The organism is Paramesorhizobium deserti (genome assembly GCF_001558695.1).
Classification (GTDB): domain Bacteria; phylum Pseudomonadota; class Alphaproteobacteria; order Rhizobiales; family Rhizobiaceae; genus Paramesorhizobium; species Paramesorhizobium deserti.
Window position 1 is genome coordinate 422,994 of the sequence record NZ_LNTU01000001.1, and the last position, 21,302, is coordinate 444,295.

A 21,302-nucleotide genomic window follows, 5' to 3' on the forward strand; every position below is an offset into this window, starting at 1 on the left:
ACAAATCCCCAACCAAATGAAATGTGCGGAATGATTAGCCGAAGGCCGTTTGCGCCACAACACCCAACATCTCGTCGAGCAGTTCGCCGCTGGCCGCGACAAGCGTTCCATGCTTGTGGGTCGGACCGCCGTAACGCAGCCGTTCCGCAGCCGCAGTGACGACCTTGCCGCCGGCCTCCGCCAATATAAGGTCGGCGGCGGCCAGATCCCAGTCGTGCGAATTGGGCCGCACGAATGTTCCCGCGATCTCGCCGCGCGCCACCATGGCGATGCGATAAGCAAGCGACGGCACGTAAGGATAAGGCTCGACGCGCTCACGGAAATCTTCCGGCAGAAGCGCCAGCGCCGAGCGCGCCATGGCGATCTTCAGCCGGTTCCCGCCGGCAAGATCGGCAACCCTGATCTCCCGCCCGTTCTGGCGGGCGCCGGCGCCAAGGCTCGCCTCCACCACCTCGCGGCGGGCCGGGCAATCGAGCACGCCGGCGAGCGGCCTGCCATCCTCGACGATGCCGATGCTGACGCACCACATGTCCTTGCCGGCGATGAAGGCGCGCGTGCCGTCGATCGGATCGACCACGAAGACGCGGCGGCGCGCCATGACGGCACGGTCATCGATCGTCTCCTCGGAGATCCAGCCGTAATCGGGCCGCTCGGTCAAAAGCGCATCCTTCAAATACGCATCGACGGCCATGTCGGCCTCGCTCACGGGCGACTGGCCTTCCTTCAGCCAGACCTCCGGATTGCGGCCGAAATAGCGCATGGCGATGCGGCCTGCCTCCTCCGCCACGGCGCGGATCAGCGCCAGTTCGGCCTCGGGCGTTGCAGGTTTGTCAGCTTCCGGCAAGGGTCATGCCTTCTATCGCAAGGGTCGGCGCGGCCGTGCCGAAATTGCGGTCGATATCGTTTGCAGGCGTCAGGTTGAGGAACATGTCCTTCAGATTGGACGCGATGGTCACTTCGCTGACGGGATAGCTCAGTTCGCCATTCTCGATCCAGAAACCCGATGCGCCGCGGCTATATTGCCCCGTCACCATGTCGACGCCGTGGCCAAAGACCTCCGTCACATAGAAGCCGGTGCCGACGCCGCGGATCAAATCCTCCGGCGATGTCCCGCCCGGCTCGATGGCGAAATTGGTGGAAGCTGGCACGACCGTCGAACCCGAACGCACGCCGCGGCCATTGGTTTCAAGCCCCAGCTCCTTCGCCGTCGAGGAGGAGAGGAACCAGTGCTTCAGCACGCCGTCCTCGACCATGGCGAGCTTCCGCCCCTCGATGCCTTCGCCATCGAATGGCCGCGAGGCGGTACCGCGCATGCGCAGGGGATCGTCCGTGACGTCGATGCCTGATTTAAGGATGCGCTTTCCCATGAAATCCTTGAGAAAGCTCGTCTTGCGGGCGACCGAGGCGCCGTTGATGGCGCTTGCCAGGTGACCCGCCATGCCGCGCGCCACGCGCGGGTCGAAGACGACGGTGACGGGGCCGGTCTTCACCTTGCGTGCGCCCAGGCGGCGAACCGCGCGCTCGCCGGCCCTGCGGCCGATGGCGGCGGCGTTCTCGAGCTCGGCGAAATGCAGGCGCGAGGTGAAATCATAATCGCGCTCCATCGCCGTGCCGGTCCCGGCGATGGCGCTTGCCGACGTGCCGAAGCGCGTCACCGCATAATGCCCCTGGAAGCCGGCCGATGTGACCAGGACGAGGCCGCCCATGCCCGCCGAGGCGGACGCGCCGCCGGAGTTGGTGACGCCGTCGACGGCAAGCGCCGCCTCCTCCGCCGCGAAAGCATCCTCGGTCAATTTCGCGGCGGCAACCTCCGTCGGATCGAACAGGTCGAGATCGCGCGGATCGGCGACGAGCCGGTCAGGAGACGCCAGGCCTTCATAGGGATCTTCCGGCGAGACCTTCGCCATGGCGACGGCGCGCTCGGCGAGCCGCGCCGGATCGGCATCGGCATTCGCGGAAACGCTCGCTACCCGCCGGCCGACGAAAACCCTGAGAGCGAACTCGTCGCTTTCGGAAGCCTCCGTTCCCTCGACCTTGCCAAGCCGGACGGTGACATTGGTCGAATGCGAGCGAATGACGACCGCATCGGCCGCATCGGCGCCGGCGCGCCGCGCGGCTTCGACGAGAGAGGCGGCCTTGTCGACCAATTGTCTGGAATCTGTCGGAGCGCTCATGATTATTCCGGTTCGAGTGGGAGAATGGGATCTAACGGAAAGGATTATTTGAGACAAAACTAATTTCAGCCCATAGTCTCCCTATATGGTGCAATATTGGGTGCATCAAGGCGGTTGCCAAGAATCCTTTCCAATCAAGTTGAACCAGGGTCGCGCATGGTCTCCGAAGGCGGAACACTCTATCTCCAATCGCTGATGCTGCTCGGCGGCGCGATCGTCGCCGCGCCGCTCTTCAAGAAATTCGGGCTCGGGACGGTCCTCGGCTATCTCGCTGCGGGCATCGTCATCGGCCCGGTGGCACGGCTGATCAGCGACGGCGAGAACTTCCTGCATTTTGCGGAGCTGGGCGTCGTCTTCCTGCTCTTCATCATCGGGCTCGAACTGAAACCATCGCGCCTCTGGTCGCTCAGGCACTCGATCTTCGGCCTCGGGCTGGCGCAGGTCGTTTTAACGGGAGTGGCCCTCACCGCGCTTGCCGTCTATCTGGCGAAGCTCCCCATCGAGGCCGCGATCATCATCGGCTTCGGGCTGGCGCTCTCCTCCACCGCCTTCGCGATGCAGGTGCTGGAGGACCGCGCCGAGACGAACCAGAAGCACGGGCAGCGGGCCTTTTCGATCCTGCTCTTCCAGGACCTCGCCATCGTGCCCATCCTGGCGCTGATCCCCGTCCTTTCTCCCCAGGGAGGCTCGCAGGAGGGCGTCGGGTTCCAGTTCGCCGCCGCCATCGTCGCGATCGTGACGCTGATCGTCGCCGGCCGATACCTGCTCAACCCGATGTTCCGCATCATCGCCAATACGGGCGCGCGCGAGGTGATGATCGCGGCGGCGCTTTTCGTGGTGCTCGGCGCCGCCATGCTGATGCAGACGGCGGGGCTTTCCATGGCCATGGGCGCTTTCATCGCCGGCGTGCTGCTTGCCGAATCCTCCTACCGGCATGAGCTGGAAGCCGATATCGAGCCGTTTCGCGGCATCCTGCTCGGCCTCTTCTTCGTCGCCGTGGGCCTCTCCCTCAATCTCGGCGTGATCGTCGAGAACTGGCTCGCCATCCTGCTCGCCGTGCCCATCCTGATGGCGGTCAAGATCGCCATCGTCTATCTCCTCTGCCGCATCTTCCGCTCCAGTCATGACGATGCGATCCGCATCGCATTCCTGCTGCCGCAGGGCGGCGAATTCGGCTTCGTGCTGTTCACCGCCGCCGCGGCCGGTCTCATCACCAGTTCGCTCGCCTCGCAGCTCGTCGCCATCGTCACCATTTCCATGGCGCTGACACCGTTCTCCGTCGCGCTCGGGAACCGGCTGATCGACGGCGACAGCCAGGAAGAGATGGAGGAGGATTTCGACGGCGCGGGCGCCGATGTGCTGATGATCGGCTTTTCGCGCTACGGCCAGATCGCGGCGCAGATATTGCTGGCCGGCGGCATCGACGTCACCGTCATCGACTCATCGGCCAACCGTATCCGCGCGGCCAGCAAATTCGGTTTCCGCATCTATTTCGGCGACGGCACGCGCAAGGACGTGCTCGAGGCTTCCGGGATAAGGCGGGCGAAGATCGTCGCCGTCTGCACGCAGAAGAAGGAAGTGACCAACCGGATCGTCGACCTGATCCAGTCGGAATTTCCCGATGCCAGGCTCTTCGTGCGCTCCTATGACCGCGAGCACACATTGCAATTGCGGGCCAAGCAGGTCGATTACGAATTGCGCGAGACGTTCGAATCCGGACTTGTGTTCGGGCGCAGGACATTGGAGGAGCTCGGCGTCGGCGGCGACCTCGCCGGCCAGATCACCGAAACCGTGCGCAAACGCGACGAGGACCGGCTGCGCGTGCAGGCGACCGAGGGCATCTGGGCGGGCGGGCACCTGCTCTTCAACAAGCCGGTGACGCCGGAACCGCTGGTGAAGCCGACCCGCGAGGCCAAGCCGCTCGACAAGACGACCGAGGAGACGCTGGCGCCGGCCGCGGATATCGCGGCGCAGGCGGAGCCGGCGGAGTAGGAGTGGCGCACAAGCGTTGTGCGGTGTTTCCCCCTCTCTTGCGATTTCTAACACTTAGCTTCGCTAAGATGTTGAAACCGCTTTCTCTCCCGCAAGGGGAGAGATAAAGCGCTGCATCGCCCTCACCGCCAACCACAGAGTTGGAGATTGGCAGAAGCATTCATGCCGGCCCTATCTCCCCCTCGGCGGGGGAGATAGCAAATTCTTGGGTTTAGCGGAGCTAAGCCCTTAGAATTTGCAAGAGAGGGGGTTATTCCAGTTTCAGCAACCCTCAAGCGCTCTTGCGATTATTGGCGAAGGTCAGTGCCGCATCCATCGCGCGCTTCAATTCGTCCTTCACGCCGGTGCTTTCGCGCAGGATCTGCTCGACCCGCATGAAATCGAGAACCCGGAAGTGCGATACCTGCGGACGCAGGAAGACGACCGGCCGGGCCTGCTTGAGCTTGGTGGCGATGATCGACTGCATCATCAGTTGCGAGGCGCCGAACATGGCGTCGATGGAGGACGGCATCCGGTTGTCGTCGCCGACGGGGCCGCCGACGACATCGATGGCGACGACGATATCCGCCTTCTCCTCCAGAAGCTCGAAAGGCACGGGATTATAGATGCCGCCGTCGATCAGTATCCGCCCGTCACGCCGGATCGGCCGGAACAGGGCGGGAATGGCGGCGGAGGCGGCAAGGGCCGAAATGAGATCGCCGCTTTCAAGGATCGCTTCCTGCTGGCCATAGAAATCGGTCGCGGTGACGGCGAGCGGGATCTGGAGCTCCTCGAAGGTGGCGGGCAGCTGCTCCGGCAGGAAGGCCTTCAGGATCTTCTCGATATTGAACTGGCTGATGCGAATGCCGTCGGTCAGGATCTCGGAGAAGCTCGTCGGACGCGTCCGCCACATGCGGGCGGCGATCTCGGCGCGATTGGCGAGCGTGGCATTGCAATAGGCCCTGATCTCCCGACCGCTCATGCCGGCCGCCATGCCCGCGCCGATGATGGCGCCGATCGACGAGCCGGAGATCGCCACCGGGCGGATGCCCATCTCGTCCAGCGCCTCGATGACATTGATATGGGCGATGCCCCGCGCGCCGCCGCCGCCGAAGGCGACCGCGATGCGGGGAGTGGATTTGGAGCCAGAGAAGTTCATTATGGCTTCCCCAGGAGGATTTTACATTGAAATGCCGGCGGGACAGTACCCCCTCTGCCCTGCCGGGCATCTCCCCCACAAGGGGGAGATTACACTCTTATCAACACTGCTGCCAATCGCAGACGTTGCAGGATGAGAGCCAAAATCGATGCCAGTCAATCTCCCCCTTGAGGGGGAGATGCCCGGCAGGGCAGAGGAGGGTGGATACACACGATTCCATCTCAGAATGAATGCCCTTTGTTACATCTGCGCCGGGCCGACCATCAGGATCGCCGGATTAGCCTCCAGCAGCCGCTTCGCAACCGCTTTTACCTGATCCAGCGTTACGGAATTGATGAGGCCCGCGCGCTTGTCGATATAATCGCGGCCGAGGTCCTCCTGCTGCAGGGTCACGAGGGTACGGGCGATGCCACTCGAGGAATCGAGATTGCTGACGGCATAGGCGCCGATCACATAACTCTTGGCGTCAGCCAGTTCCTCCGCCGTCGGACCGTCGCTTGCCATACGGCCGACCTCGTCGCGGATGATCTGGAGCGTCTCCTGCGCCCGGTCCGGACGGGTGGCGGTCGATATCATCAGCGCGGAAGCGTGATCGCGATTGATCAGCGACGAGCTGACGGAATAGGCCAGACCACGCTTCTCGCGCACCTCCTTATAAAGGCGCGAGGCGAAGCCGCCGCCCAATATGTGGTTCATGAGATGGGCGGCGAAGAAATCCGGGTCCTTGCGCGCGACGCCAGGATAGACCAGCGCGAGGGACGTCTGCGGCAGCTTGTAGCTGACGCTGGTGGTGGCGCCGAGCGCCAGCTTGGCATCGGGAACGGGCGTCAGCTCGGCTTTCTCCGGCAGGCCGGCGAATACTTTGTCGAGCAGCGGCGCGAGTTCCTGCGGGGAGATGGAGCCGACGACGCCGATGGTGAGATTGTCGCGGGCGAACACCTTGCGGTGATAGGCCAGGAGATCATCGCGCGTGATCGCCATCAGCGATTTTTCCGTCCCCTTCTCACGGCGGGCATAGGGATGGCTGCCATAGAGCACTTCGGCGAATTTCTGCGAAGCGATGGTGCTCGGGTCGCGTTCCGATGCCTTGATATTGGCGATGATCTGCTGGCGGATACGGTCGACCGGCTCCTGGTCGAAGCGCGGCCTGTTGACGGCGAGCGCCAGGAGATCGAACGCGGCCTCGCGGTTTTCCGCGAGCATGCGCATGGAGCCGCCGATATCGTCGGCCGTTTCTGAGAAGCTCATCTCGGCGCCGATATTGTCGAGCCGCTCCTGATAAGCATCCGAGGGCAAATCGCCCGCCCCTTCATCGAACAGCCCGGTCATCAGATTGGCTAGCCCTTCCTCCCCCGCCGGATCCTGCGTCGAACCGCCCTTCCAGGAAAAGCGGATCGAGATCAGCGGCACGAATTCATCCTGCACCAGCCAAGCCCGGACGCCCTTGGGCGAGACGACCTCCTGGATGGTGACGGCACGAGCCGGCAGAACGAGGAAGAGAGTGAGAAACAGCGCGGCGGCTAGAGAACGCCCGCACCGACGGAGGAAAAAAGCCGACATCTTCACTGCATCACTCCCTCTGTTCCCCCGTCCGGTGCGGCGGGCTGCTGCGGCACGATCTCTTGTCCACCGGCACCTTCATCCGACTGCGCACTCTCCGGCTCGACCGCCGGTGGCAGGAGATAGCTCGTCACCGAACGCGCATTGACGAGATAACGCACGGCCGCATCCTTGATCTGCTCGGCCGTTACCGCGCGGATGCGCTTCGGCCATTCCTGTATATCCTGAACGGTTCCGCCGGTGGAAAGCGTCGAGCCATAGATGCGCGCCATGCCCATCTGATTGTCGCGCGAGAAGATGATGCTCTTCAGAAAGCGGTTGCGCGCCTGCAGGAGCTCCGTTTCGGTCACGCCATCCTTGATGATGCGGGCGATTTCGGCATCAACCGCTGCCTCGACCTCATCGAGCGTGGCCTGCCCGCGCGGCGCGCCATAGACGGAGAAGATACCGTCATCGAGCGCATCGCCGGAATAATTGGCGCCGGCAGCCGCGGCGATGCCCTTCTTGACGATCAGTTCCTGATAGAGGCGGCTGCGGATCGATCCGCCGAGGATCTCGCTCAGGAGATCCAGCGCCTCGGCGTCTCCCGGCTTGGCGTTCTCATAGGAGGGAACCACCCACATCTTGCGAAAGCTCGGCTGCGTGACGCGCGGATCGTTGAGTGTCGCGGTGCGCCTGGTGCGCTGTTCGGGCTCCTGCGGGCGGATGCGCGGGCCGGGATCGGCACGGCGCGGAACCTTGCCATAGGTCTTTTCGGCCAATGCCAGCACCGTCCCGGGATCGACGTCGCCCGAGATCACGAGCGTCGCATTGTTCGGCGTATAGAAGCGCTCATAAAAATCGGTCGCGTCCTTCAGGCTCAGCTTTTCCATCTCCTGCATCCAGCCGATAACAGGCACACGATAGGGATGGTTCAGGAAAAGCGTGGCGTTCGCCTCCTCGGCGAGGATCGCGCCCGGGTCGCCGTCGACGCGCATGCGGCGTTCCTCCAGGATGACGTCGCGCTCGGTGTCGACCACCTGTTCGGTCAGGACCAGATTCTCCATCCGGTCGGCCTCATAGGTCATCACCATCTCCAGCGCCTGGGGCGAGACCTGCTGGTAATAGGCGGTGTAATCATAGGAGGTGAAGGCGTTCTCCTGGCCGCCGATGGCCGCCACCTTGTTGGTGAATTCGCCCGCCGGATAGGTCTTGGTACCCTTGAACATCAGATGTTCCAGGAAATGCGCGATACCGGATTTGCCCGGCAACTCGTCGGCGGAGCCGACATGATACCAGATCATCTGCGTGACGACGGGCGCGCGGCGATCGGGGATGACCACGACCTCCAGCCCGTTGGCGAGCGTGAAATAGCTGACGCCGTCCGTGGTGACGATCTCCGGTTTCCCGGCCGTCATCTCCGGAGGCGCATGGGCCGGCGCCTGCGTTTGGGGCGCTTCAGCGGGCGCGGCCGTTTGCGCGCGGGCCAGCGCGAGCGGCGGCGCGCACAGCGAGGCGGCCATCATGGTCGAAAGCAGCAGATGTCGGATATTGAAGCTCGGCACAGAAAGGCGTCCTTTGAATCGATGAGGCGATGAACCCTGCGGACAGGGTATACACCGCTTCAGGTTTCAAGACGGTTCACGCAGCCCGATCAACCGGATGACGGTTCCGCCATAGTTGCGTTCGTCGTGCACCGCGAATCGATCATCGAGCGCGAGCACGGCATCCGCCTCCTCCTCAAGCACCAGAAGTGCGTCAGGATTAAGCCAACCGCCCTCGGACGCGGAAAGAAAAGCCTTTTCCCCCAAGCCTTTGCCATAGGGGGGATCGGCGAAGACGAGATCGAAGGGCTCCATGGTGCCAATCGCGCCGAGGTTGCAGGCGTCGCGGCGGAATATCTTGGTCTGGCCCTGAAGGCCGAACGCCTCGATGTTCTCGCGCAGCAATCCCCGCCCCTCCACCGATTCCTCGACGAAAAGGCAGGCGCGCGCGCCGCGCGAGATCGCTTCGAGGCCGAGCGCGCCGGTGCCGGCGAAAAGATCGAGCACGCGGGCGCCTTCCAGCTTTTCGGGAAAGCGATGCGCCAGGATGTTGAACAGGCTCTCGCGCGTCCGGTCCGTTGTCGGGCGGATCGCATTGGAAGACGGCGTCGCGAGCGCCCGCCCGCGCAGCTTACCGCCGACGATCCGCATTTCCGCCGCCGCCCCTCGATCCACCCTTCGGACCGCCCCTGGATGGTCCCTTCGGTCGATCGTTCCGGGGTCCGCCATTGCGGGGACCACCGCCGCCCGGACCCTTGCCGTGCGGCTTGCCGTCGCGATAAGGACGATCGCCGCGTTCCTCTCTCTCCCGCACCTCGGCGCGCTCGCGCTTGCCTACGCGCGGTGGACGTGTCGTTCGCTCGCCCTGGGGCCGGTCGCCTTCCGGCCTTTCCCTGCGCTGCGGTCTCGCCTCGCCTTCCCTGGCCCGCTCCGCGGACGCGGCAGGCCTCGGCCGGCGCGGCTTTTCGGCGCTTTCTTCGGGGACGGACTTCTTGCCCTGCGGCCTTGCGCCCGGCGCCATCCAGACATTGGCGCCACGCGACTTGCGCGAGGACGGTTCGGCAGGACGCTCGCCACGCTCCTTCGCCGGTCCGCGACCGCGCGGCGCGGGGCTGGTGCTCAGGCGCGACAGCGCATCGTCACGCTTTTCATCCCTCGAGCGGCGCGGGCCTTTTGCCTTGCCGGAACCACCAGGACTGCTCGAAATCCATTCCGAGGAACGACGGGCAGGACGTTCGCGCGTCTCCGCCGGCGCGCCGGCGCCGCGAACGGGAGCGTTGGAGAATTCGTTCAGGACCGGCGCATCGAAATCCGCGCCCGATTCCTCAATCAGCTTCTCGCCCAACTGGTCGCGCAAGGTGCGGCCGCGTATCTCGCGGACCGCGCCTTCCTCCAGATCGCCCAGCTGGAAAGGCCCGAAGGAGATGCGGATGAGGCGGCTGACGGTCAGGCCCAGCGCACCCAGCACATTCTTGACCTCGCGGTTCTTGCCCTCGCGCAGACCCACGGAAATCCAGACATTGGAACCCTGCTCGCGCTCCAGCTCGGCCTCGACGGCGCCGTAGAACACGCCATCGACCGCAATGCCGTTCTTCAGGCCGTCGAGCTGAGCCTGCGTGACCTTGCCATGGGCGCGGACACGATAGCGCCGGAGCCAGCCGGTCGAGGGCAGTTCCAGGATGCGCGCCAGACCGCCATCATTGGTGAGAAGCAGGAGGCCTTCGGTGTTGATGTCGAGGCGGCCGACCGAAAGGACGCGCGGCAAATCCTCAGGCAGCGCCTCGAACACGGTCGGACGGCCCTCGGGATCGCGATTGGTGGTCACCAGCCCGGCGGGCTTGTGATAGAGCCAGAGCCGTGTGCGCTCGGTCGGACGCAGCGGCTTGCCGTCGACCTCGATGCGGTCGGAGCGCAGCACGTTGACGGCGGGGCTCGCCAGGACCTTGCCGTTGACCGAGATGCGGCCCGCCGCAATCATGGTTTCGGCCTCACGGCGCGATGCGATACCGGCGCGCGCCAACCGCTTGGCGATGCGCTCGCCTTCCTCAGGCGTCGCCTGCGTCTCCTTCAGGCGCGTTCCGGGCTTATCCGGGCGCTTCCCCCCGGAAAAGGATTTGCCCTTGGCTGGATACGGGCTGTCGCCCGCCCGCCTCGTCCCGTCGGATGGACGCTTGCCAAAGGGGCGTTTGGGCCTGCCGCCCTCGTCATTATCGCTGGTCATGTGGTAATTGCCTTTCAGCGGCGGTAACTAACAAATCGGACAGCTGCACGCGAGCGAAATTTCCGGGAAAGGACATTGTCTCATAATGAAGGGAGACGTTTCAACGCAGGCGCCAGGAGCCGCCCCGATGCAGATCGCGCTTGAGGAGGCGCGGGCGGCGGCGGGGCGGGGCGAGGTGCCGGTCGGCGCGGTGCTGGTGCGCGAAGGCGAAGTGCTCGCCCGCGCCGGCAACCGGACGCGCGAATTGAACGATCCGACGGCGCATGCGGAAATCCTCGTCATCCGCGAAGCGTGCACGAAGCTCGATGACGAACGGCTCACCGGCTGCGACCTCTATGTGACGCTGGAGCCCTGCGCCATGTGCGCGGCGGCGATCTCCTTCGCCCGCATCAGACGGCTTTACTACGGCGCTTCCGACCCCAAGGGCGGCGGCGTCGAGCACGGCGCCCGCTTCTATGCCCAGCCGACCTGCCATCATGCGCCGGAGGTTTATCCGGGGTTCAGCGAGGGGGAGGCGCAGGCGCTACTGAGGGAGTTTTTCAGGATGAAAAGAGAGGGGAATAGGGGAATAGGGGAATAGGGGAATATGTCCCCTACTCACTTATTCCCTTACTCCCCTACTCCCTTACCAAGGCAGATATTCCCGCCAGCTCCTGGTGCCACGCGCGGCAGCCTTGCGCTCGCGCTCCTTCTTGGCCTCATCCTGGCCGACATCACCGACGGGCGCCGAGGCGGCGGCCTGCCTGTATTCCAGCGGCGGCTCGCTGAGATAGCGCCTGCTCGTCGGCGAACCCGTCTTGGCAAGCTGGCGCTTGCGCCGGATTTCCGCCGATTCCTGAGCCGACAGATTGGTGCCGCGGGAAGCGCGGTCGGCGGCGCGGCTGTTGGGCGAAGCCAGGTCCTTCGATGACGAGGAGGTCGCAACGGGACCATCGCCGGCAATCGGCGAGACGTAGTTCGGGTTGTCCTGATTGGCCGTCGCCTCGTCGCGCAAACGCTTGCGGCGCGCCTCGGGCGATTCCGGCCAGCTCGGGTCACCGGCGCGAGCCACGCTCTCCTGCGGCGGCGGCAAAGCGGTGGCGCGCCCCTCGGCCGGCTTCACCAGCTCCGGACGGGGCTTGTACTCAATGCGTTCCTTGTTACCGCGCGAACCGAAGGAGGCGATGTTGGACATATCGTCAAGAAGCTGCGCGCCGGCAGTCTTGTCTGTACCGTAGGTCGGGGAAGAAACGCAGCCCGAAAGCGCAAAGCCGGCGAATACCGCCCCGAAAATCAGAAACTGTCCATTAATCTTCATTATCGCCACTTCTAACCCGTATCACCAGACTGATCGTTTCAGCCGGTCCACGGCCTCTCCGGCAGCCCTGCCGTAGAAATCCGGCAACTCCATGGCAAGCCTTGTACATGACCGGAGACAAGGCGGCAATTGCGGATATATGGGTTGTTGCGGATAGATGTTTATGGATTGAACCGTGGCTCACCCCCTCTGCCCGGCAGGGCAGAGGGGGTTACTGTCCCGCCAGCGTTAACGCGAACCGCTTTACCCCGGAAGCCGCCCCAGCGCCTTCAACTCCCTCAGCGCCGCGGCATCGCGGGCCGAGACGTCGGGGAACTCCGGATCGCTGCCGACGTCGTGGGTGTAGCGCCAGGAGCGGGCGCATTTTTCGCCCGTTGCCCGCGCGGGAACGACCGACACGCCCTTCACATCGTCCAGCATGAAGGCACCAGCCGGGGCGGGCTCGTCCGTCACCTTGATGTCGCTGGTGATGCAGATCTCGGCGAAATCGAGCCCCTTGACCGCTTCCTCAAGCGAGGGATCGGTGATGTGAACGACCGGGGCCGCCTCGAGTGACGAGCCGATGCGCTTGTCGGCGCGCTCCAGCTCCAGCGCGCCTGTCACGACGCGGCGAACGTCGCGCACCTTGCGCCATTTCGCGGCCAGCGCGTCGTTGCGCCATTCGGCAGGGGTGTCGCGGAACTGCTCCAGATGCACAGACTGCGCATTCGGATAACGGTCGAGCCAGGCTTCCTCCGTGGTGAAGGGCAGCATGGGGGCGAGCCAGGTCACTATCCGGTCGAAGATGTGGCGCACGGTGGCGAGCGCCGCCTTGCGGCGGATGCTCGACGGCGCGTCGCAGTAGAGCGCATCCTTGCGGATATCGAAATAGAAGGCCGAAAGCTCGACCACCGCGAAATCCATGAGCGCGCGGGTGACGCGCTTGAAATCGAAGGCGTCGTAGCCGGCGCGCACGATCTCGTCGAGCTCGGTCAGGCGATGCAGCATCAGCTTTTCGAGTTCCGGCAGGTTGGCATAGGCGACCGCCTCGCCCTCGTCATGGGCGAGCGTGCCGAGCATCCAGCGGATGGTGTTGCGCAGCTTGCGATAGGCATCGATATTGGTCTGCAGGATGTTCTTGCCGAGGCGCTGGTCTTCCCAGTAATCGGTCGTCATCACCCAGAGGCGCAGGATATCGGCGCCCGAATCCTTGATGACATCCTGCGGCGTCACCGTGTTGCCGAGCGATTTCGACATCTTGCGGCCGTTCTCATCCATGGTGAAGCCATGGGTGATGACGGCGTCATAAGGCGCGCGGCCGCGCGTTCCGCAGGATTCCAGCAGCGAGGAGTGGAACCAGCCGCGATGCTGGTCGGAGCCTTCGAGATAGACATCCGCCGGCCATTTCATGTCCGGGCGGTCCTCCAGCGTGAAGGTGTGGGTGCTGCCTGAATCGAACCAGACGTCGAGGATGTCCTTGACCATCACCCACGGCTCGTTGGCGCGGGAGCCCAGGAAGCGCTCGCGCGCGCCTTCTGCGAACCAGGCATCGGCGCCCTCGGCCTCGAAGGCATCGAGGATGCGCTGGTTGACCGCCTCGTCCTTCAAGACATTGCCGTCCTCATCGACGAAGACGCAGATCGGCACGCCCCAGGCGCGCTGGCGCGAAAGCACCCAATCCGGGCGATCCTCGATCATGGCGCGCAGCCGCGTCTGGCCGGCGGCGGGCACGAAGCGGGTGTCGTCGATGGCCTTGAGCGCACGGGAACGCAGTGTGTCTTTTTTCTCGCTCACGGCAGTCTGCTTCGCAGACGCCTCCGCGGGGGCGGGCGAAACATCGCCCGGGGTCCGATCGGACCCTCGGCCTTCCGCCGGAAGGCCGTAGCCGCCCAGCTCCTTGTCCATATGGACGAACCATTGCGGCGTGTTGCGGAAGATGACAGGCTTCTTCGAGCGCCAGGAATGTGGATAGGAGTGCTTCAGCCGCCCACGGGCGAAGAGCATGTTCTTCTCGATCAGCGCCTCGATGACCGCCTTGTTGGCATCGCCCTTCTTGCCGTTGTCGTCGATGACGCGCGCCGCACCACCCTCGCGATCCGGCCCGAAGCCCGGCGCGTCCTTGGTGTAGAAGCCGGCATCGTCGACCGGGAACGGGATTGCGGCATCAACGCCGCGCGCTTCCAGCTCGCGCGCGTGGTCCATCCAGACGTCAAAGTCCTCGCGGCCATGGCTCGGCGCGGTATGGACGAAACCCGTGCCGGCATCGTCGGTGACGTGATCGCCGGGGATGAGGGGAACGGGGAAGTCATAACCGCCGCCGAGGCCCTTGAGGGGATGGGCGCAGACGATGGAGGCCATCTCCTCCGCCGAAATATCGCGCAAGCGCTTGTACTCAAGCTTTGCCTTGGCGAAGGACTGTTCCGCCAGCGCATCGGCGAAGATCAGCTTTTCACCGGGCTGCGGTCCGAAATCATTCTCCGCCGCCGTCACCTCATAGAGGCCATAGGCGACACGGGGCGAATAGGCGATGGCACGGTTGCCGGGGATTGTCCAGGGCGTGGTCGTCCAGATGACGACATAGGCGCCGATCAAATCATCTGGAATCCTATTGCTCCTAAGCCGATCAAGCATATCCTGATATTCGCTCGATCCACGAGTTGCTCCGCTATCGTCGATATAGGGCGCCACCGGAAACTTCACCCAGATCATGTCGCTTTCGACATCGGCGTATTCGACTTCTGCCTCGGCCAGCGCGGTGCGCTCGACCACCGACCACATCACGGGCTTGGAGCCGCGATAGAGCTGGCCGGACATGGCGAATTTCAGGAGCTCGCCGGCGATGCGGCTTTCGGCATGGAAATTCATGGTGAGATAGGGGTTGTCGAAGTCGCCCGTTACGCCGAGGCGCTTGAACTCCTCGCCCTGCACCTTGACCCACTTTTCCGCATAGGCACGACATTCACGGCGGAACTCGATCATCGCCGCCGACTCCGAGAGGTCCGGCTTCGCCTTTCCCTTGGCGCGATAGTTCTCCTCCTCGATCTTCCATTCGATCGGCAGGCCGTGGCAGTCCCAGCCCGGCACGTAATTGGAATTGAACCCGCGCATCTGGAAGGAGCGGGTGATAACGTCCTTCAAGACCTTGTTGAGCGCGTGGCCGATATGGATGTTGCCATTGGCATAGGGCGGGCCGTCATGCAGCACATAGAGCGGACGGTCCTTCGCGTCCTCGCGCAGCTTCTTATAGAGGTTCATCTCCTCCCAGCGGGCGACGAATTGCGGCTCGCGCTGGGGCAGGCCCGCGCGCATCGGAAATTCGGTCTGCGGCAAATAGAGGGTCTTCGAATAATCGATCTTGTCCGTCGTATCGGTCATGATTTCTGGCTCGTTCTCAAGCCCGCGCGGAACGCCAGGGCGGGCAGGTTCTTTTAAATAAAACAGTGGATGCCGTGAAGGCGCAGCGGTCGTTCCCGGACCTTCCCGCTCTATGCTGCTGCTCTCTCAAGCAACTGGGAAGGCCGGGCCACTAATTCGTATGACCGAAATGAAATGCCGGAACGCAAGTCTCATGGCGCTGCTTTTAGCAATGACGCGCCAAGGAATAAAGAGGCGGGTTCAAGAAACTTGGAAAGCCGCTCTTCCCGCCAAAGCGGATATCTTTCTGAACCGTTGCCTCGACGGTGCCCCCACCCGCGACATCGGAAAATGCGTCACTGCAGCGGACCGCCCTACTCCAGCGAGAAATCGAAGCGGTAGGTGGCCGAGACGCCGACGGTGAACTGGTCACGCGAGCCGCGCTCCTTGACCAGGCTGGAATCGGCCGCCGGGCCCTGCAGGCGGGCATATTCGGCGAAGAGGCTGGTGGTGACCTTCTCGGTCGTCTTCCAGGTGATCGCGCCGCCGACACCGGCGGATTTGAAGCCGCCGCCGGGCTTATACTGGCTGAGACCCGAGGCGATGGCCTCGTCGGCATCGACGCCGTAATAGGTGTCGAAATAATCCTTGGAGGCGAAGGAGGCGCGCGGGCCGCCCGATATGCGGATGGTCGGGGTCACGTCGACAAAGGCATCGGCGGCGACATCTGCCACCACGCCCTTATGGGCGCGGACGCCCTGCCGCACTTCGGCGCGGACGCGCAGCCAGTCGGTCGGATAGACTTCGGCGAAGCCACCCGCCTCGACGCCCCATTTCACGGGGTCCAGCCCCTTCAGATCGCTTGAGGTGTCCCCGTCGCGCTCGAAGAGGAGCTTGCCGGCGATACCGGCCCGGAAGGTCTCCGTGTCGATGAAGGCGAAGGACGGATTGTCGTTGCGCGAGGAAAAGCGCGTCGTCGAGCCGGCGCGTCCGAGCGAGACCATCGGCGTGGCGCTGAAGACGCGGCTGTTCGAACCTTCGAAACGCGGCGCGACGAAGCCGGCGGCGCCGACGGTCAGATACCAGTCGCCGGACCAGAAGTGCCGGCGGCTCTCCTGAGCCTGAACGAGGGAAGTGGAAGCGATATGGGCGAAAAAAACCGCGCCCGAAAGGACGCCCAAGGAATAAATACGCAAAACATAACTCCGGGAGGCTCTTGAAAAGATCGGAATGGTGAAAACCCTTGCAATGAAAACAGTAAAATTTGCTTAAATTCCCGATAAAAAAGAGTCGGGCTGGTTCATTTCTCCTCGAAGTTGAACGCCCGGTCAAGCGGCGACAGCGGGCGTACACCGGAAAGAACGGCGCGGGCCTCCTCTTCGTCCCGGCGCATCTGCACCATCAGCGCGTCGAGGCTGTCGAACTTCTCCTCGCCGCGCAGATAGGCAAAGAAGGAGACGGCACAGGTCTCGCCATAGAGATCGCCGGAGAAATCGAAAATGAAGGTTTCGAGCAGCGGCAGGCCGTCGGTGTCGACCGTCGGGCGGCGGCCGAAGCTGGCGACGCCGTCATGCAGCGAACCATCGGCACGGCGGAAGCGCACGGCATAGATGCCGTGCCTCAGATGGGTCTCGGGCGGCAATTTCATATTGGCGGTGGGAAAGCCGAGCGTGCGGCCGAGCTTCTTGCCCTCGACGACCTCGCTCTCTACCGTGTAGCGATAGCCGAGCAGCGCTGCGGCGCCCGCGACATCGCCCTCCCCCAGAAGCGCACGGATGCGGCTCGACGAGACGACCTCCCCACCCTCGTCGCGGAAGGCATCGACCAGCGTGACGTGGAACCCCAGCCGCTCGCCGGCATCCATAAGAAAGGCCGGGCCGCCCTGCCGCCCCTTGCCGAAATGGAAATCGAAGCCGGTGACGACGCGGCTTGCGCCGAGCTTTTCGACGATGATGGACTGGACGAAATCCTCCGCTGAATGTTCGGCGAAAGCGCGGGTGAACTGCTGCTCGACCACGGCGTCAAAGCCCAGCGCATCCAGCAGCTCCGCCTTTTCAACCGCGGGCGTCAGACGGTCCACGGGTTTGTCCGGCGCGAAGACGCTGCGCGGATGCGGCTCGAAGGTCAGCACCACCGCCGGCCGGCCTTCTTCCTTCGCCAGATGCAGCGCGCGCTCGAGCACCGCCTGATGGCCGCGATGCACGCCGTCGAAATTGCCGATGGCGACCACCGCGCCTCGAAGGTGCGGCGGCAGGTCGGCGGGGCTGGCGAGGCGGAGAAAGGAACGTTTGGACATAGGCGTCGTGCTGTCAGGCAAGGGCGTGCATGGTGGCAACGGGATTGCTGCCATGTTTTTTCAGAAAATCAAGCAGCCTTTCGACATCGACGATGCCCTGGTCGGCATAATCATTGGCGTGGATGCCGCCCGATATATAGAGGATGTGGAGGCCGAACTCCTCGGCGCCCTTCACATCCGTCAGAATGCCGTCTCCGATCGCCAGCACGCGGGCCTTGTCCACGTCGCCGCCGCGCACCTCACCGGCCGCGGCCAGCGCCGCCTCATAGATCGGGCGGTGCGGCTTGCCGGCGATCAGGGTGCGGCCGCCCAGCTGGCCATAGTCCCGCGCGAGCGCCCCGGCGCACCAGATCAGGCGGTTGCCGCGCTCCACCACGATATCCGGATTGGCGCAGATGAAAGGCAGATTGCGCGAGCGGAAACGCTCAAGCATTTCGGCGTAATCCTCCGGCACCTCGATCTCGTCATCGATGAGGCCGGTGCAGACGACGCCCGAGGCCTCGAACTCCTCGACCAGATCGATATCGAGCCCGTCATAAAGGGTCAAATCCCTGTCGGGACCCAAATGAAACACACGGCGCGGGCCAGCGGCGATCAAATCCCGCGTCACGTCGCCCGAGGTAACGATGCGGTCATAGGCATCTTCGGGAACGCCGAGCAGCGAAAGCTGCGCCGCGATCAGCGGCGCGGGACGCGGAGCATTGGTGATCAGAACCACCGTCAGCCCGGCCTTGCGCGCCCGTTGCAACGCGGCCTTCGCGGCGGCGAACGCATTGATGCCGTTGTGCAGCACGCCCCAGACATCGCAGAGGAGGACGTCATATCGGGGGAACAGTTCATCGAGGCGTTCGATCTTGGGAAGGTTGAACATGCACGGTCCTCTATTGTGGCGGGCGCGTATTGTGGGGCGCGACCGGATTAGCCCAAGCGACAGTGCGTGTCATCTGGTTTCGGCTTCATTCAAATTTTACCTATCATCGTGACCAAGCGTTAGCAGCCCCTCTGCTATGAGCCATGCAGAATTCTTTCTTTTGGCCGCATGATCTCATCCGAAAAGTCTGCAACTTTTCGGGATCATGCTCCAAGTGGGCACGGAAGAATCCGGGGGCGGAAATGAAAAAAGCACGCAGGCGGGCCACCGCATCGGCCGATGGGGCACGGAACTCATCCACTCATTCATCGTTTCTGGCGCGATTCAGGCGCGACGAGGACGGCAATTTCGCGATCATGACGGCGATCGTCATGGCGCCCCTGCTGCTCGGCGGCATGGCGGCCATCGACGCGGCGAACCTGATGCGCACCAGGACCAATGTGCAGCACGCCCTCGACGCGGCGTCACTGGCCGTCGGACGGCAATTCAGCGGCGGCGCATCCGAGGCGGCCATGCAGGAATACGGCCGGAAATATTTCGCCGCCAACCTGAAGGTGATGAACCCCGCCGACGTGCAGTTCAGGATCGTGCTGCCTCAGGACGGCGACGCGAACAGGCAGATTTCGGCGGTGGCCGACCTCACCTACACATCGCTTTTCGGCAAGCTCGCCAATTCGCTTGCCAAGGGCAGCGACTGGAACGGCTTCAAATACCAGATGGTCTCGGACGTGCGGGTGAAGAACACGGTCGAGGTGGCGCTGGTGCTGGATAATTCCGGGTCGATGGACTTCAAGGGAACCGGCTCGAGCAAGAAGCGGATGGATCTCCTGAAAAGCGCCGCCATCCAGCTCGTCGAGAACATGGCGGGACAGGCGACGCAGGTGACGCGGCTGGACAAGCCGGTGCAGTTTTCCGTCGTGCCCTTTGCCGGATCGGTGAATGTGGGGCCAGAAAACGAGTTTGCCACATGGATGGACAGAAACGGGCGCTCCTCCATCCATTATGAGAATTTCGATATCAGCCAGCCGATCACGATCGACGGAAATCCAAACAAGCAGATCAAGCTTGTCGACGGCCTGCTCAGAAAGGTCGGCTCCGGCTGGGGTGATCAGCAAAACACCCTCGTCACCCGTTTCAGCCTGTTCAGAGATTTGAAGGTTTCCACGGGCTGGACAGGTACGCAGCCTTACGCCAACTGGCTCGGATGCGTCGAGGCCCGGCCCGGACGCTACAATCTGGACGACACGCAGCCGACCGCCACCGTCCCCGACACGCTGTTCGTGCCGATGTTCGCACCGGATGAATATGACCCTGAATACGATAGAACGAGGTATAATTGGAAACCCTACAACAATTGGTGGCCGGATGATGAATCGTGGAACAAGGATCCCGGCGCCGTCACGAGGCAGCGAGATCTCAAAAAATATTTCACGCCGACCTCCACCCGCTCAATCGTGGGCGTCTACGACGAAGGGCCGAATGCCAGTTGCACGACCAAGCCGATCACGCCGCTGACGGATATCGCAACCACCGCCGGGCTGAACACGATCAAGAACGCCATCAACGGCATGTCGCCGCTGGGAGCGACAAACGTTCCGGAAGGGATGGCCTGGGGCTGGCGCACGATTTCGCACGGGGAACCCTTCACCGAGGGGCGCCCCGAGACCGAGCGCGGCAATGACAAGGTGGTCATCGTGCTGACCGACGGCGCCAACACATATTATACCCGCAGTTATTTCGGCAAGGACGATCAGGCAGGGAGCAGATCCTCCTACTCCGCCCTCGGCTATACGGGCCAGGTAGCGCCGGGGTATTCCAGGACCCGCATCTTCCAGAACACCAGCAAGGTCAACACCAGCCTGCACAACAACGACAATTATACCGCCGCCATGAACGAGCAGTTCGCGACGCTGTGCGACAATGTCAAGAAAGCCAATCTCATCGTCATGACGGTGGCGCTGGATCTGGATGCCACGACAGGAACCGCGGCTGAAAGAAAGCAGGTCCAGGCACAGATCGACGCCCTGAAATCCTGCTCTTCGGATTCGCGCGTCCGCCGCGACGACAGCGGCAAGCCGGCGAAGCTCTTCTGGAACACCACCGGCGGCGACCTGTCGGAGACCTTCCGGCAGATCGGCGACGAACTCTCCAACCTGCGTATCGTGGGGTAGAATGGTTCTCATTGGTTCGAGACACTTTTCACCCCCTCTGGCCGGCAGGCCAGAGGGGGTGCCTCGCGATTCCATCAAAACAGAAAACTGCTCTAACCTTCCGTTAACTCTAACCGCAGCTAAACCCGGAATCGCTCAAGGCGCTGGTTAAAAACCACCGCCGCCTTGTTTATCCCTCGGTGTCCCCCATATTCGGTGTCAAATCCGGGTCGTCCGAACACGGATGACCCTCCATTCCAGAGGATCTTCCGGCGTGTTCCGCCGTTTGCTCCCTTGACAAATCCGGCCCGGAATTCTATTTCCACCGCCATGTTAGCACTCTCCTACATAGAGTGCTAACAGCCATGAACCTGCAACGGTTCGTGCCGTCAACCATTCGCAAACATCAAGGGTTCAAACCATGGCCAACACCAAGTTCCGCCCGCTTCACGACCGCGTCGTCGTCCGCCGGGTCGAATCGGAAGAGAAGACCGCCGGTGGCATCATCATCCCCGACACCGCCAAGGAAAAGCCGCAGGAAGGCGAGATCGTCGCCGTTGGCGCAGGCGCTCGCGACGAAGCCGGCAAGCTGGTTCCGCTCGATGTCAAGGAAGGCGACCGCGTCCTGTTCGGCAAGTGGTCGGGCACCGAGGTCAAGATCGGCGGCGAAGACCTGCTGATCATGAAGGAATCCGACATTCTCGGCATCATCGGCTAATCGCCGGTTCCCCTCACTAAAAATTCTCA

The 21,302-nt window shown here is 63.4% G+C and carries 16 protein-coding genes; 4 read left to right on the forward strand and 12 right to left on the reverse strand.

What is annotated here, in order from left to right; all coding sequences use genetic code 11:
* Nucleotides 1–34 precede the first annotated feature (34 nt).
* Both ATN84_RS02030 and ATN84_RS02035 read right to left on the reverse strand, forming a co-directional pair.
* The gene (locus ATN84_RS02030) at nt 35–844 is read right to left on the reverse strand and encodes a 3'(2'),5'-bisphosphate nucleotidase CysQ (protein WP_068879863.1); all 810 of its coding nucleotides are present in this window, start codon (nt 842–844) and stop codon (nt 35–37) included.
* The gene (locus ATN84_RS02035) at nt 831–2,174 is read right to left on the reverse strand and encodes a TldD/PmbA family protein (RefSeq protein ID WP_068879864.1); all 1,344 of its coding nucleotides are present in this window, start codon (nt 2,172–2,174) and stop codon (nt 831–833) included. Before ATN84_RS02035 ends, ATN84_RS02030 begins: the two co-directional genes overlap by 14 nt.
* Before the next feature lie 156 nt (nt 2,175–2,330).
* On the opposite strand from ATN84_RS02035, the gene ATN84_RS02040 reads away from it, so the two are divergent.
* Nucleotides 2,331–4,166: a monovalent cation:proton antiporter-2 (CPA2) family protein gene (locus ATN84_RS02040; protein ID WP_068879865.1), complete on the forward strand. Its 1,836-nt coding sequence runs from the start codon at nt 2,331–2,333 to the stop codon at nt 4,164–4,166.
* A 271-nt stretch (nt 4,167–4,437) separates the two neighbouring features.
* Here ATN84_RS02040 and ATN84_RS02045 read toward each other — a convergent pair whose 3' ends face one another.
* The 5 genes from ATN84_RS02045 to ATN84_RS02065 all read right to left on the reverse strand — a co-directional run bounded on the left by ATN84_RS02045 (nt 4,438) and on the right by ATN84_RS02065 (nt 10,608).
* On the reverse strand, nt 4,438–5,304 hold the full coding sequence (locus tag ATN84_RS02045; RefSeq protein ID WP_068879866.1) for a patatin-like phospholipase family protein: 867 nt from the start codon (nt 5,302–5,304) through the stop codon (nt 4,438–4,440).
* Between the two features lie 240 nt (nt 5,305–5,544).
* Nucleotides 5,545–6,864 carry a M16 family metallopeptidase gene (locus ATN84_RS02050; protein WP_068879867.1) on the reverse strand — a complete coding sequence of 440 codons (1,320 nt, stop codon included), beginning with the start codon at nt 6,862–6,864 and terminating at the stop codon, nt 5,545–5,547.
* A gap of 2 nt (nt 6,865–6,866) precedes the next feature.
* Nucleotides 6,867–8,369: a M16 family metallopeptidase gene (locus ATN84_RS02055; RefSeq protein WP_082766125.1), complete on the reverse strand. Its 1,503-nt coding sequence runs from the start codon at nt 8,367–8,369 to the stop codon at nt 6,867–6,869.
* A 105-nt stretch (nt 8,370–8,474) separates the two neighbouring features.
* Nucleotides 8,475–9,038 carry a 16S rRNA (guanine(966)-N(2))-methyltransferase RsmD gene (gene rsmD, locus ATN84_RS02060; RefSeq protein WP_068879868.1) on the reverse strand — a complete coding sequence of 188 codons (564 nt, stop codon included), beginning with the start codon at nt 9,036–9,038 and terminating at the stop codon, nt 8,475–8,477.
* Nucleotides 9,019–10,608 carry a pseudouridine synthase gene (locus ATN84_RS02065; protein ID WP_068879869.1) on the reverse strand — a complete coding sequence of 530 codons (1,590 nt, stop codon included), beginning with the start codon at nt 10,606–10,608 and terminating at the stop codon, nt 9,019–9,021. Before ATN84_RS02065 ends, rsmD begins: the two co-directional genes overlap by 20 nt.
* Nucleotides 10,609–10,693: 85 nt before the next feature.
* Here ATN84_RS02065 and ATN84_RS02070 point away from each other — a divergent pair, with 85 nt between their 5' ends.
* A complete protein-coding gene (locus tag ATN84_RS02070) occupies nt 10,694–11,188 on the forward strand; it encodes a nucleoside deaminase (protein WP_068879870.1) in 495 nt (164 codons plus the stop codon).
* Nucleotides 11,189–11,233: 45 nt separating this feature from the next.
* Here the strand turns inward: ATN84_RS02070 and ATN84_RS02075 are convergent, their stop codons facing one another.
* From ATN84_RS02075 to ATN84_RS02095, 5 genes are all read right to left on the reverse strand, one after another.
* The gene (locus ATN84_RS02075) at nt 11,234–11,905 is read right to left on the reverse strand and encodes a hypothetical protein (protein WP_068879871.1); all 672 of its coding nucleotides are present in this window, start codon (nt 11,903–11,905) and stop codon (nt 11,234–11,236) included.
* Between the two features lie 243 nt (nt 11,906–12,148).
* On the reverse strand, nt 12,149–15,259 hold the full coding sequence (gene ileS, locus ATN84_RS02080; protein ID WP_068879872.1) for an isoleucine--tRNA ligase: 3,111 nt from the start codon (nt 15,257–15,259) through the stop codon (nt 12,149–12,151).
* 353 nt (nt 15,260–15,612) lie between these two features.
* Nucleotides 15,613–16,383, reverse strand: coding sequence for a MipA/OmpV family protein (locus ATN84_RS02085; protein ID WP_244490994.1), 771 nt, complete (start codon nt 16,381–16,383; stop codon nt 15,613–15,615).
* Between the two features lie 155 nt (nt 16,384–16,538).
* Nucleotides 16,539–17,534 (reverse strand): bifunctional riboflavin kinase/FAD synthetase, encoded by a 996-nt coding sequence (locus tag ATN84_RS02090; RefSeq protein WP_068879873.1) that lies wholly within the window; start codon nt 17,532–17,534, stop codon nt 16,539–16,541.
* Between the two features lie 13 nt (nt 17,535–17,547).
* Nucleotides 17,548–18,405, reverse strand: a complete 858-nt coding sequence (locus tag ATN84_RS02095; protein WP_068879874.1) for a TIGR01459 family HAD-type hydrolase — start codon at nt 18,403–18,405, stop codon at nt 17,548–17,550.
* A gap of 242 nt (nt 18,406–18,647) precedes the next feature.
* On the opposite strand from ATN84_RS02095, the gene ATN84_RS02100 reads away from it, so the two are divergent.
* Both ATN84_RS02100 and groES read left to right on the forward strand, forming a co-directional pair.
* Nucleotides 18,648–20,576 carry a TadE/TadG family type IV pilus assembly protein gene (locus ATN84_RS02100; RefSeq protein WP_082766051.1) on the forward strand — a complete coding sequence of 643 codons (1,929 nt, stop codon included), beginning with the start codon at nt 18,648–18,650 and terminating at the stop codon, nt 20,574–20,576.
* A gap of 400 nt (nt 20,577–20,976) precedes the next feature.
* The gene (gene groES, locus ATN84_RS02105; RefSeq protein ID WP_068879875.1) at nt 20,977–21,273 is read left to right on the forward strand and encodes a co-chaperone GroES; all 297 of its coding nucleotides are present in this window, start codon (nt 20,977–20,979) and stop codon (nt 21,271–21,273) included.
* Nucleotides 21,274–21,302 lie beyond the last annotated feature (29 nt).

What these genes read in the sequence shown, in the direction of transcription:
- ATN84_RS02035 (WP_068879864.1), bottom strand. Translation starts at nt 2,174, where the DNA reads ATGAGCGCTCCGACAGATTCCAGACAATTGGTCGACAAGGCCGCCTCT.
- ATN84_RS02040 (WP_068879865.1), top strand. Translation starts at nt 2,331, where the DNA reads ATGGTCTCCGAAGGCGGAACACTCTATCTCCAATCGCTGATGCTGCTC.
- ATN84_RS02045 (WP_068879866.1), bottom strand. Translation starts at nt 5,304, where the DNA reads ATGAACTTCTCTGGCTCCAAATCCACTCCCCGCATCGCGGTCGCCTTC.
- ATN84_RS02050 (WP_068879867.1), bottom strand. Translation starts at nt 6,864, where the DNA reads ATGTCGGCTTTTTTCCTCCGTCGGTGCGGGCGTTCTCTAGCCGCCGCG.
- ATN84_RS02055 (WP_082766125.1), bottom strand. Translation starts at nt 8,369, where the DNA reads ATGATGGCCGCCTCGCTGTGCGCGCCGCCGCTCGCGCTGGCCCGCGCG.
- rsmD (WP_068879868.1), bottom strand. Translation starts at nt 9,038, where the DNA reads ATGCGGATCGTCGGCGGTAAGCTGCGCGGGCGGGCGCTCGCGACGCCG.
- ATN84_RS02065 (WP_068879869.1), bottom strand. Translation starts at nt 10,608, where the DNA reads ATGACCAGCGATAATGACGAGGGCGGCAGGCCCAAACGCCCCTTTGGC.
- ATN84_RS02070 (WP_068879870.1), top strand. Translation starts at nt 10,694, where the DNA reads ATGAAGGGAGACGTTTCAACGCAGGCGCCAGGAGCCGCCCCGATGCAG.
- ATN84_RS02075 (WP_068879871.1), bottom strand. Translation starts at nt 11,905, where the DNA reads ATGAAGATTAATGGACAGTTTCTGATTTTCGGGGCGGTATTCGCCGGC.
- ileS (WP_068879872.1), bottom strand. Translation starts at nt 15,259, where the DNA reads ATGACCGATACGACGGACAAGATCGATTATTCGAAGACCCTCTATTTG.
- ATN84_RS02090 (WP_068879873.1), bottom strand. Translation starts at nt 17,534, where the DNA reads ATGTCCAAACGTTCCTTTCTCCGCCTCGCCAGCCCCGCCGACCTGCCG.
- ATN84_RS02095 (WP_068879874.1), bottom strand. Translation starts at nt 18,405, where the DNA reads ATGTTCAACCTTCCCAAGATCGAACGCCTCGATGAACTGTTCCCCCGA.
- ATN84_RS02100 (WP_082766051.1), top strand. Translation starts at nt 18,648, where the DNA reads ATGAAAAAAGCACGCAGGCGGGCCACCGCATCGGCCGATGGGGCACGG.
- groES (WP_068879875.1), top strand. Translation starts at nt 20,977, where the DNA reads ATGGCCAACACCAAGTTCCGCCCGCTTCACGACCGCGTCGTCGTCCGC.